Annotated in this window: 10 protein-coding genes; 9 read left to right on the forward strand and 1 reads right to left on the reverse strand. The window is 67.0% G+C overall.

Annotated elements, in window-relative coordinates:
* Nucleotides 1-15: 15 nt before the first annotated feature.
* The 7 genes from ACWEKS_RS47395 (at nucleotide 16) to ACWEKS_RS47425 (ending at nucleotide 9,323) form a co-directional block, all read left to right on the forward strand.
* On the forward strand, nucleotides 16-1,167 hold the full coding sequence (locus ACWEKS_RS47395) for an ROK family transcriptional regulator (protein ID WP_452346264.1): 1,152 nt from the start codon (nucleotides 16-18) through the stop codon (nucleotides 1,165-1,167).
* A 165-nt stretch (nucleotides 1,168-1,332) separates the two neighbouring features.
* On the forward strand, nucleotides 1,333-2,370 hold the full coding sequence (locus ACWEKS_RS47400; protein WP_452346265.1) for an ABC transporter substrate-binding protein: 1,038 nt from the start codon (nucleotides 1,333-1,335) through the stop codon (nucleotides 2,368-2,370).
* Complete coding sequence (locus ACWEKS_RS47405; protein WP_452346266.1) at nucleotides 2,367-3,215, forward strand: ABC transporter permease; 849 nt, start codon at nucleotides 2,367-2,369, stop codon at nucleotides 3,213-3,215. The genes ACWEKS_RS47400 and ACWEKS_RS47405 overlap by 4 nt, the downstream gene beginning before the upstream one ends.
* On the forward strand, nucleotides 3,191-3,916 hold the full coding sequence (locus ACWEKS_RS47410) for an ABC transporter ATP-binding protein (protein ID WP_452346267.1): 726 nt from the start codon (nucleotides 3,191-3,193) through the stop codon (nucleotides 3,914-3,916). Before ACWEKS_RS47405 ends, ACWEKS_RS47410 begins: the two co-directional genes overlap by 25 nt.
* A gap of 10 nt (nucleotides 3,917-3,926) precedes the next feature.
* Nucleotides 3,927-5,273 carry an LLM class flavin-dependent oxidoreductase gene (locus tag ACWEKS_RS47415; protein WP_452346268.1) on the forward strand — a complete coding sequence of 449 codons (1,347 nt, stop codon included), beginning with the start codon at nucleotides 3,927-3,929 and terminating at the stop codon, nucleotides 5,271-5,273.
* On the forward strand, nucleotides 5,270-9,070 hold the full coding sequence (locus tag ACWEKS_RS47420) for an ABC transporter ATP-binding protein (RefSeq protein ID WP_452346269.1): 3,801 nt from the start codon (nucleotides 5,270-5,272) through the stop codon (nucleotides 9,068-9,070). Before ACWEKS_RS47415 ends, ACWEKS_RS47420 begins: the two co-directional genes overlap by 4 nt.
* 94 nt (nucleotides 9,071-9,164) lie before the next feature.
* Entirely contained in the window at nucleotides 9,165-9,323 is a 159-nt protein-coding gene (locus ACWEKS_RS47425) for a hypothetical protein (protein ID WP_452346270.1), read from the forward strand.
* A 48-nt stretch (nucleotides 9,324-9,371) separates the two neighbouring features.
* Here ACWEKS_RS47425 and ACWEKS_RS47430 read toward each other — a convergent pair whose 3' ends face one another.
* Entirely contained in the window at nucleotides 9,372-9,902 is a 531-nt protein-coding gene (locus tag ACWEKS_RS47430; protein WP_452346271.1) for a hypothetical protein, read from the reverse strand.
* A 657-nt stretch (nucleotides 9,903-10,559) separates the two neighbouring features.
* On the opposite strand from ACWEKS_RS47430, the gene ACWEKS_RS47435 reads away from it, so the two are divergent.
* Entirely contained in the window at nucleotides 10,560-10,847 is a 288-nt protein-coding gene (locus ACWEKS_RS47435) for a hypothetical protein (protein ID WP_452346272.1), read from the forward strand.
* Nucleotides 10,844-11,170 (forward strand): hypothetical protein, encoded by a 327-nt coding sequence (locus ACWEKS_RS47440; protein ID WP_379403333.1) that lies wholly within the window; start codon nucleotides 10,844-10,846, stop codon nucleotides 11,168-11,170. Before ACWEKS_RS47435 ends, ACWEKS_RS47440 begins: the two co-directional genes overlap by 4 nt.
* Nucleotides 11,171-11,905: the final 735 nt, after the last annotated feature.

Here is an 11,905-nt window from a genome sequence, read left to right on the forward strand (position 1 = left end):
TGAGATGAGGAATCGATGGTGACCGGGGACAAGAGCGCGGGGGCGGTGTTGCGTGCCGTGCTCGCCGAGGGCACGGCGCCGCGCAGCGTCATCGCGCGGGTGGCCGGATTGTCGCCGGCGACCGTGACCTCGCAGGTGCGGGCGCTGGCCGCGGCCGGTTTGCTGACCGAGCTACCGGAGACGGCCGGGCCGGGCGGGATGGGCCGCCCGCATTCGCCGTTGGTGCTGAACGTCGCGGGCAATGTGGTGCTCGGGCTGCACATCGCCGCGGACCATTGCACGGTCGCGGTGCTGGATATCGCCGGAACCGTGCGGCTTTCGCATCGGGTGCCGCATCTCGGCCTGGATCCGGAGGTGATCCTGGCGTCTGCCGCCGCCGAGGTCCGGCGGCTGAGGGGTGAGCTGACCGAACGCGTCATCGGGCTGGGTGTCGCGATCGGCGGCTGGGTGGACAGCTCCGCCGGGTCCGTCGTCGAGCACGGCACCTTGCCCTGGCGCAATGTTGCTGTGCGGCGGTATCTCTCGGAGCAGACGGGGCTGGCGGTGACGCTGGACAGTCACAGCCGGGCGCTCGTGCACGCGGAGCAGTTGTTCGGGCATGCGCGGAGTGCGGCGGCGACGGTGCTGCTGTTCGCGGGCAATGTGATCGATGTGGCGTTCGCGGTGCACGGGCGGGTGCACTACGGCCCACGGTCGGCCGCGGGTGCGATCACGCGTCTGGTCGGGGGCGACGCGGCGGAGTCGGCGCTGGCCGAGTGCACCGACCGTGCGGTGGTGGCTCGTGCCCGGCGGGCAGGGCTGCCGGTACAGCAGATTGCGGATCTCATCGCCCTCGCAGGTCAGAACACGACGGCGCAGACGTTGTTCACTGAGCGGGCCCGGGTACTGGGGCGGGTGGTCGCGGTCGTGATCGACCTGCTGGATCCGGACGCGGTGGTGATCGTGGATCCGGCGCTGGTCAGGGTGCCGGGGGTGCGTGCGGCGTATCTCGATGTGGTGCGCCGGTTCTCGGCCTGTGAGCGGCCCGAGGAGGTCATCACGGGGTCGTCGTTCTTCGGGCGGGTGCTGGAGACCGCTGCGGGCGCGGTGGTGCTGCAGCAGCTGTTCACCGATCCATTGGCGGTGGTGTCCACTGCCGAGCCGGCCGCGACAGGTACCCGAGTTTGATTCGCATTTATTTTAAGTCGAACGAATGTTGCCCGATCGCAATGGTTTCCGCGAGAGTCTGCACATGGAAAATTACGTCCTCGCGGTCCGATCCGAGGATCTCGCTTGTCATCGCTGCCCGGATTTCCCTGATGCTCTCCGCCGCAGTCGAATCAGGAGCAAAGAATGCGATACGCGATATCCGGGTTAGGGGTTGCCGTCGCGGCTGTTGTACTGGTGGCCGGCTGTGCCACCCGCGCCGGGGACACCGATCTTTCGGCGGCGCTGCCGACCAGTGTGCCGCCGAATACCAAATTGTCCATTTCGGTAAATACGACCCGGGTCGCGCTGGAGGCCGCCGGGCAGTCGAACACTCTGCCGTTCACCGTGTCCGACTGGCCGGTGGTCTCCGCCGGGCCGGATGTGATTCAAGCTTTCCGCGGCGGTGCCCTGGATGTGGCGAGCAATGCGGGAATTCCGCCGATCCACGCCCACGCCACGGGTGTGGACGCAAAGATCGTCGGTGTCAAGGTGCGCACGACGCCGCTGTATCAACTGGCGACGGCACCGAACTCGAGCATCAACAGCCTGGCCGACCTGCGCGGTAAGCGGATCGGTTTTTCGCCCGGGCAGGCGCAGGGCGTGGTGGTACTGCGCACTCTGCAGGCCGCCGGCATCGGGCTGAACGAGGTCAAACTGGTCGAGTTGAACAGTCCGCAATTCCTCACCGCATTGCAGGGCAGGCAAATCGATGTCGCTCCGCTCGCCGAGCCGCAGACCACCAAATATCTGGCCCAGTACGGTGATCAGGGTGCACGTGCAGTGGCAACGCCGGCCGTGGACGCCCTGACCATCTTGTGGACGCCGACCGCGGTGCTGCAGGATTCCGCGAAACTGGCCGCGGTCACGGCATTCGTGAAGATCTGGGCGCGGGCGGACATCTGGTCCTGGGAGCATCAGGATCAATGGCTCGACGCGTATTACGTGAAGGATCAGAAGGTTTCCGCAGAGGATGCCCGCCGGATTCAGGGCACCGTCGACAAGCCCTATTACCCGGCGAAATGGGATGACGCCATCAAATGGGAACAGGAAACCATCGACCTCGTGACCCGCTCCGGCTACTTCGGTAAGAGCTTCGATGCCGGTGAACTGTTCGACCGTCGCTTCGAATCGCTGGCCTCGGACGCGGTGCCCGCGCAGTACCGGATCAAGGAGTCACAATGACACTCGCGCTGCCCCGTATCGCGGTGCCCGCGCCCCGGGCGGGCGAGGAGTTCGTGGAGCGGCGTCGCCTGCGTCGCCTCGGACTGCGGAAACCGGTGCCGTTCGCGCGTCTGCTCGGCGTGGTCGTCGTGCTCGCGGCCTGGTCGGCGGGCAGCTATTACGGGCTGCTGGACCACCGCAAGCTGTCCGCGCCGTGGACCGTGCTCGGCACCGGCTGGGACCTCGTCCGAGACGGCACCCTCGGGGACAACGTGCTCGCGTCGTTGCGCCGGGCGGTGATCGGCCTCGGGCTGGGCATCCTGATCGGCACGACACTGGCTGTGGTGGCGGGACTTTCGCGTCTGGGCGAATCGCTGATCGACGGACCGGTGCAGGTCAAGCGCGCCATTCCCAGCCTCGGGCTGATTCCGCTGATGATCCTGTGGCTGGGCATCGGCGAGACGTTCAAGATCGTGCTGATCACTCTGGGTGTGGCGCTGGCCATGTATCTGCAGACGCACGCCGCGCTCACCGCCATCGACAAGCGGTTCGTGGAACTGTCGGAGGTACAGGGTGTTTCGCGCTGGGAGTTCATCGCCCGCGTGGTGATCCCGGGCTCGCTGCCGGGTTTCTTCCTCGGGCTGCGATTGTCGGTCACCGGCGCCTGGCTGTCTTTGGTCGTCGTCGAATCCGTCAATGCCACAGACGGATTGGGCAAGCTCATGACCAGTGCCCAGAACTACGGGCAGGCCGATGTCATCCTGGTCTGCCTGGTCATCTACGGCGTCTTCGGACTCGTCTCCGATGCCGGTATCCGGCTGCTCGAACGCAAGGTGCTGTCATGGCGTCGAACGATCTCGACCTAGGCGTCCAGACCCGCGAGCTGATCCGGTCGTTCGGGGAGCGAACCATCCTGGACCGCATCACCCTGACCATCCCGCCGGGCCAGTTCGTCGCCCTGCTCGGCCGCAGCGGCTCCGGCAAGAGCACCCTGCTGCGGGCGCTGGCCGGGCTCGACCACGATGTCGAGGGTTCCGGTGTGCTGCGGGTGCCGGCGAAAACCGCCGTAGTCTTCCAGGATTCGAGACTGCTGCCCTGGCAGCGAGTGCTGACCAACGTGCTGTACGGGCAGCCGCGCGCCCGCGGCGCGGCGGGCCGCGCCCTGCTGTCGGAGGTCGGGCTGGCCGGGCGGGAGCGCGCGTGGCCCTCGGAACTGTCCGGCGGCGAGCAACAGCGGGTGGCGTTGGCGCGGGCCCTGGTCGGAGCTCCCGATCTGCTGCTGGCCGATGAGCCGTTCGGCGCGCTGGACGCGCTCACCCGGATCAGGATGCACGCATTGCTGCGTGATCTGGTCCAGCGGCACACCCCGACCGTCCTGCTGGTCACCCACGATGTGGACGAGGCGATCACCCTGGCGCAGCGCGTGCTGGTGCTCGACGTCGGCCGTCTCACCCTCGACCTGCCCATCGACCTGCCGGCCGAGCGCGATCCGGGCGAACCGGAGTTCCAGCGCATCCGCCGCACCCTGTTGTCCGCGCTGGGCGTCGTCCCCACAGCAATCCGATAAGGAACCCTCCATGCCATCGAAACAGTTGCACCTCAACGCATTTCTCATGTCGACCGGACACCACGAAGCCTCGTGGCGGCTGCCGGAATCCGATCCGCACGCGAACACCAAGATCGAGCACTATGTGGAGCTGGCCCGCATCGCCGAACGCGGGAAGCTGGACTCGATCTTCTTCGCCGACAGTCCGGTGCTCTACAGCGATACCGGCCGCCGCCCCGCCGGAAAGCTGGAGCCGACCGTCCTGCTCACCGCCATCGCGGTGCAGACCTCGCGGATCGGTCTCATCGCCACCGCGTCCACCAGCTACAACTCGCCGTTCAACCTGGCGCGCCGTTTCGCCTCGGTGGACTGGGTATCGGGCGGGCGCGTCGGCTGGAACATCGTCACCACCGCCGGCGCCGACGCCGCACGCAACTTCGGACTCGACGACGTCCCCGACCACAGGCTGCGTTACGAGAAGGCCGCCGAATTCGTCGATGTGGCAACGAAACTGTGGGACAGCTGGTCCGACGACGCCGTCCTCGCGGACAAGGAATCGGGTATACACACCGATCCGGACCGGGTCCGCAGGATCGACCACGAGGGCCGGTTCTTCAAGGTCGCGGGTCCGCTGAACGTAGCGCGGCCGCCGCAGGGGTATCCGGTGCTGGTGCAGGCCGGTTCCTCCGAGGACGGCAAGGACTTCGCCGCCCGCTACGCCGAGGCGGTGTTCACCGCACAGCAGACGATCGAGGACGGGCTCGCGTTCTACACCGACCTGAAGGGTCGCGCGATCGCTCTGGGCCGCGACCCGGAGACCATCAAGATCCTGCCGGGCATCGTGCCCGTCATCGGTGATACCGAAGAGCACGCCAGGGAATTGGACGCGCAACTGGAGCGGCTGATCTCACCCGAGTACGCCAAGCGCCAGCTGGCCCGTACCTGGGGCATTCCGGTGGAGGACCTCGACCTGGACAGCGAACTGCCCGACGAACTGCCCACCGAGGACGAGATCCAGGGCGCCAAGAGCCGCTTCACCCTCATCGTGAATCTCGCTCGGCGCGAACGGCTCACGCTGCGCCAGCTCATCGCCCGGCTCGGGGGCGGACGTGGTCACCACACCTTCACCGGCACCGCCGATCAGGTCGCCGACACCATCGAGGAGTGGTTCACCCGCGGCGCCGCGGACGGGTTCAACATCATGCCCGCCGTGCTGCCCTCGGGCCTGGAGCGTTTCGTGGACGAGGTGGTGCCGATCCTGCAGCGGCGCGGGCTGTTCCGCACCGAGTACACCGAGACGACGCTGCGTGGGCACTACGGTCTGCAGCGGCCCGCCAACCAGTTCTCCGGAGCCGGCGCGCTCGTGGTAGCGGGATGAGCTGGGGCTCTGGCTGTTCCGCGGACGCGACCTCGAATACCCACGCCGACGGGTGGATTCGCTATCTGCTGCGGCGTTGCGCACAGCACCGCCGCACCGTATTGCTCGCGTGCGCCGGTGCGTTGGTATCCAACGTCTGCACGGCCGTGCTGCCGCTGCTGGTACGGCATGTGGTCGACACCGTGACCACCACGGCAGCCTCGGTGCTGCCGTGGGTGCTGGTGCTGCTCACGGTCGGGACCGCCCGGTTCGTGTCGGGGTACGGTCGTCGCACCGGGTCCTCACGGCTGTCGCTGGACGTGCAGCACGATCTGCGGAGTGACCTGTTCGCGGCGTTGCTGCGGCTCAACGGCCGGCAGCGGTCGGGGCTCTACACCGGACAGGTCGTGAGCCGTGCCATCACCGACGTGACGCTGATTCAGATGTTCCTGCAACTGCTTCCGCTGGTCGCGGGCAATGTGGTGCTGCTGGCCGTTTCACTGATCCTGATGGCGTCGATGTCACCGATTTTGAGTGTCATCGCGCTGCTGGTGGTTCCGGCGCTGTGGCTGATCACCTCGCGCAGTCAGCGAGAGCTGTTCCCCGCCAACTGGGACGCGCAGGCCCGCGCCGCCGAGGTCGCCATGCGAGTGGAGGCCGCGGTGACGGGCGTGCGGGTGGTGAAAGGGTTCGGGCAGGAATCGCACGAGCTCGAGGAACTGGCGGGCTCGGCTCGAGACCTGTACCGGTCGCGGTTGCGCATCACGCGGATCACCAGCCGGTTCACCCCCGTCATGCAGGCGGTGCCGGCCGCGGGGCAGGCGCTGATTCTGGTCGTGGGCGGGCTGCTGGCGCTTGGGCAGTCCATCACGCTGGGCACCTTCCTGGCCTTCATGACGTATCTGGGCTCGTTCGTCACCCCGATCCGCATGTTCTCCATGCTGCTCACGGTGAGCCAGCAGGGCAGGGCCTCGCTCGAGCGGGTGCGTGAGGTGATCGAGACGCCCGTACCGAGCGAGGCGCCCGCACCGCCGCCGGCCGCCGAGGTGGCGAGCGACTCCAGCAGTGCACCTCGGATCGAGTTCCATGGCGTGCATTTCGCTTTCGAGGCACAGCCACCGGTGTTGAACGGGCTCGACCTCACCGTCGAGCCGGGGGAGACGATGGCCATTGCCGGTGCGGCCGGTTCGGGCAAATCGATTCTGGTGCAACTGCTGCCCCGCCTGTTCGATCCCGATGCGGGCCGAATTCTGGTGGACGGCACCGATATCCGGCATCTGCCGGACCTGCGCGGCCGGATCGCGATGGTCTTCGAGGACACCTCGCTGATGGCGGACACAGTGCGGGCCAATGTGTCCTACGGCCGCCGTGACGCCACCGACGAACAGGTATGGCACGCCCTGTACCTGGCTGCCGCCGACGAATTCGTCGCCGCGCTGCCCGAGGGCCTGGACACGCACATCGGCGAGCGCGGACAGCGATTGTCCGGCGGACAGCGTCAACGCCTGGCCCTGGCCCGCGCCTTGATCACCGACGCCCCGATCCTGGTGCTCGACGACGCCACCTCCGCCATCGACGCCCAGGTGGAGGAGGAGATCTTCGCCCGCATCGCCGCCGAGGTGCGCCGGCGCACCACCATCGTGGTGGCACACCGGATCTCCACTCTCGCACTGGCCGATCGGGTGGCAGTGCTGGACGGCGGCCGAGTCGCCGAACTCGGCACTCTGCACGATCTGCAGACCTCCGCAGAGTTGTTCCACACCCTGTTCACCGCACCGGACCCGGTGAGTATCGCCGCCGATCTGACCGCGGTGACCGACACCGTTCCCACCGCCGGACTCTGGACAGGCACCGAGACCGACGGTGACGAGTCACGTGCGCTGGACCAGATGGCCAGAGCGTTCGCCCGGCGCGCCGCCGGCTCGCCCGGGGCGATGGGCGCTCACCTGGGCGGGGGCATGATGTCGAGCGCCCCGCCCAGCGGTGACGTGCGCGCCCTGATCGGGCGGTTGCCCGCAGCGACCGGTGAACCCGATGTGCCCGAGCATTTTTCGCACACACCGGACCCGGACTTCGATTTGGCGCGGCTGCTGCGGCCGTTCGCGTTGCCGCTGCTGGCCGGACTGGGGCTGGTCGCCGCCGACGCCGTGGCACAGATCCTGATTCCGTTCCTGGTGCGCTACGGCATCGACCACGGCGTGCTGGCCGGAGCCCGCGACGTGCTGCTAGCGGCCGCCGCGTCCGCGCTGGTCGTGGTGGTCGTGGACTGGGCGATCACCCTCGCCCAGGTCCGCGTGACCGGACGGGCGGGGGAGCGGCTGCTCTACGGCCTGCGGGTGAAGGTCTTCGCCCAGCTGCAACGGCTGGGATTGCAGTTCTACGAGCGGGAACTGGCGGGCCGCATCATGACCCGGATGATCACCGACGTGGACGGGCTGTCGACTTTCCTGCAGACGGGACTGGCGGTCGCGCTGACCAGCACGCTGACCATCAGCGGCGTGGTGGTGGCGCTGATCGTGATCGACGGCCGCCTGGCGCTGGTGGTGCTCGCGCTGCTGCCGGTGCTGGTGATCGCGACGGTCGCGTTCCGCCGGGCGTCGGTACCCGCCTACAACCTGGCGCGCGAGCAGGTCAGCGCCGCGAACGCCTACCTGCAGGAGAACGTCGACACCATCGCGGTGACGCAGGCCTACCGCCGCGAGGCGATCAATCAGCGCGAATTCGACCGCCGCTCATGGGGTTACCGCGATGCGCGGCTGCGCAGTCAGACATTGATGGCGCTGTTCTTCCCGTTCATCGAGATCATGTCGGTGATCGCCACGGCCGCCGTGCTGGCGGTCGGGGTGCACCAGGTGCGCGAGAGTGCGCTCACCGCAGGGACATTGATCGCGTTCTTGCTCTACATCGATCTGCTGTTCGCCCCCATCCAGCAGTTGTCGCAGGTTTTCGACAGCTACCAGCAGGCGGTCGTCGGCATCGAGCGCCTCGGTGTGCTGATGCGCGAGCCCGTGTCCACCCCGGACGCACCGGACGCCCGCCCTGTCGAGCGGCTGGCAGGCGAGATCGAGTTCCGGGGTGTCGGTTTCGCCTACGAGGGGGCCGATCGGCGCGTGCTGTCCGGCATCGATCTGCGAATCGCGCCTGGACAGCAGGTCGCCGTGGTCGGCGAAACCGGAGCCGGCAAATCCACCCTGGTGAAACTGCTTGCGCGCCTGTACGACACGACCGATGGAGCCGTGCTCGTCGACGGCGTCGACATCCGCCGCTACCGGTTGCGTGACTATCGCAAACGGCTGGGTGTGGTGCCGCAGGAACCGTTCCTGTTCGGCGACACGGTGCATGCCACCATCGCCTACGGAAAACCCGATGCCACACCCGCCGACATCGAATGGGCGGCCCGCGCGGTCGGCGCCCACGAGATGATCGCCGCTCTCGAACACGGTTACCGGCAGCCGATCGGCGCGCACGGTGCGGCCCTGTCCGCCGGTCAGCGCCAACTGCTGGCGCTGGCCCGCGCTCAACTGGTGGAGCCCGACATACTGATCCTCGACGAGGCCACCGCTTCCCTGGACCTGGCGACCGACGCCCGCGTCCGCGCGGCCGTCGAGGTCCTCACCGCGGGCCGTACCACCATCGTCGTGGCCCATCGCCTGGCCACCGCCGCCGCTGCCGATCTGATCATCGTGATGGGCGAGGGCCGTCTGCTGCAAACCGGCCGCCACGCCGACCTTCTCGAGATCGACGGCCCCTACCGCCGGTTGTGGTCGGCCTATGTCGGCGACGACGCCCCCGCAGACTTCGCTGCCGAATCATCGTGAGTACGCGTTACCGAGAAACTGCGGTTTCCTCACAGATAGCTTGGATTTTTGGTTGCCACGGCTGCATGATCACGGCCAGGGTGGCGGGCGTGGCATGACGAAACGCCAGCTCGAGGGCTTGACCGTCGATGTCGACCCGGATCAGCCCCGGCCCCCATACCGAGGCGATGTCGCCCGGCGTGGCGGTTCCCTCGACCTGCGCGAGGTAGGGGTCGCGGCGGCAGCTCTACACCAGGCCGCCGATGCATGGTGACGACCATTGTCCCTTCACAGTGAGGACGGTCGACGCAGCGGCAGTCGGTCAGCCGTTGAGCCTCGGCATGGCGGCTTGAGCGAACCGGGTCAGGCTGTCGCAGGTCTGGGGAGCCTCGTAGGAGGTGAAGGTCAGCACCCGTTGTCCGGCGAGGACGACCAGCATCGTTGTTGATGCCTTCCCACCGACCGACAAGATGCAGAAGTCGTCATCGCCGAGCTTCGGCACCTGGCCGTGTGAGTACTTCGCGTCTTCTGCCACCCAATCCGTGAAGTAGGTCCGCGCATCCTTCCCGCCTGTAAATCCGCCGGTGCCGTTCACTGCGAGATTCACCATGTGTTTGGTTGGGGTGTTCAGCGCTGAGTAGGTGCATTGAATGCCGATCTCGTCGTGCTCGGATGTTCCGCTGTCGAGTGCGGACGAATCGCTCGCGGACACACCGAAGATCCCAGCTGCCTCTGCTGTGGTGACCAGACCACACCCGTTGGCGATGGATGCGTTCCACTGCGGCGTGTCTGCCGCCGCTGTCGTGACGATGGTGATCGTCGAGGTTGCAAGCAGGGCGGCAGTCAGCGGCACTGACGCCAGAAGCGTTGCCGCACAAGTGAAGCGCTTTGCGCGGACGGTACAGGCGCGGCCCTGCGATAGTCATGGATCACCGGAACCCGGCGACTCATCGATTTCAGGCGGGCGGTAGCGGGGGTGCCCGGGCGAGACCACCAACAGGCCGCAGGTGCCCAGCGTTCGGGACCAGTGCTACATGCCTTCCTTGTTCGACGGCTTCTGCAGCTTCCGCACCCAGTACCAGAGCTGGGCCGGCGCGGCCAATCCACGAACGGCGTACACACCAAGTTCAGCGTCGAGCAGCACGTCCATCGGACGTGTCGTATTCAGTTGTTGATTCAGTTGGGGCGGGTCATCGGCACGAACAACCTTTCGATCACGCCAAGGACCGTTCCCGAGTCTTTCGACCTACGCCTGGACCGCTCCCCGAAATCAGTCTTTTCAGGGTTCCGGCGCTTTGCTAGATGTTCTTTCTTCTGCCCTGAACAGGGATTTCATCGGCACGTCGGGCGAACGATTCGCTGCCCGGGCCTCGCCGCTCCGGACAGCCGGAAGGGCACAGGCCGAGGGAGGACCGACGGGCCTGGATGTTTGCTGGCTCGACTTCTTCCCCCGTGATCAGCAGGACCGGTACCGCCGCCAGTGGTAATACCGAGGTATTATGGTGGTGGTGTGGAGTACGAGTGGTCACCGACAGCCAAACAGTTCCTCCAGCATTTCCAGGTCCAGACCTGGGAGGTGATGGAAGTCCTGTACTCGGCTCACCGGTGGCCACGGCCGGCCCGGACCGACCAAGGTCTCCCGGTGCTGACCGTGTGGGGCCGCAGCGATGATGACCGTGCGTTGATCATCATCCTGCGGCAGCTGCCCTCGGCCTGCACACGCTGGGAAATCCTGATGGCCGTGCCGATGGGAGAACACCAGCTCACTGAGTACAACGCATGGGAGGCCAACCAATGAGCGACCCCGAAGACCAGGGCTACCCGCGCACACCCGAGGACGCCGCCGCATTCCTGGGCGGCCTGACCTTCGACGACACCGCCACGGTGCCGCCGCTGCCCCCGACCGCCGACGAGATCGAAACCGGCATGGTCACCACCTCCCTGAAGCTCCCCGCCGCCTTGCGGGACCGCGTTCGGGAGACCGCCGCCGAACACTGCATCACCGCGAGCATGCTGATCCGCCAGTACATCGAAATGGGCCTGGCCGCCGAACAACCCGAGCGCATGATCCCGCTCTCCGACGCCATCCGGGTCCTGTCCAGCCTGCGCGACACCGCCTGACACAACAGAAGATGGCCACACCAATGACCGATCAGCCCTAGCCAGTTGTCGGCTCGGGACGCTCGGCTAGCGTCATCCCGGCCGTTCCCGCGGAGTACGAGCAAGCACTCGGCGGACGGTGTGCACGTCGATCCCGACGAGATCGACCATCTCCTCGAGCTGGTACGGCGCAGAGGCAGGACGGGTGGGAAGGTTCGAAATCGCTTGGAGCACTTGCAGGTCTGAGTTAGTCGGCGACCTCGGTCAATGACGGGAGCATCTACTCGAGCACCGTGGCCTCGGTGCTTCCGGGTCCGCGCAAGGCGCATTCGAGCTGGGTAACTCGGCCAGCCAGTGATGCTGGGATGGGAGCGGAACCGCTCGCCGACTACCGCAATCGGCTGGAATCGATGCGCGGCCAACTCGCAGTGATCCTCGGGTCCGACATCTGAGCGTCGTTCTGCTGTGTGAGGCGGCCGAGAAACTGGCCGAACCGGGCACACTGCCTCGGCGTGGCCCTGACCATCCTGCCGACTATGCCTGCCGCCTACGCTGTCGGACCCGACGAACAGGACTGCCCGCCACTTGACATCCATGGAGCATCCACACCGTGACCGGCGTACCCGACCATATGGCGGCAACCTTGCTCAGCGATCTCCAGGGGTCGCTTGGGGTGGGGTCGCATGAGCGATGCAAGGCGGCGTTCACCGGCTCGGTTACCCGGACCGCGTGCCGCTCGGCGGCGGGCTCCAATTC

The organism is Nocardia sp. NPDC004711 (genome assembly GCF_053601595.1).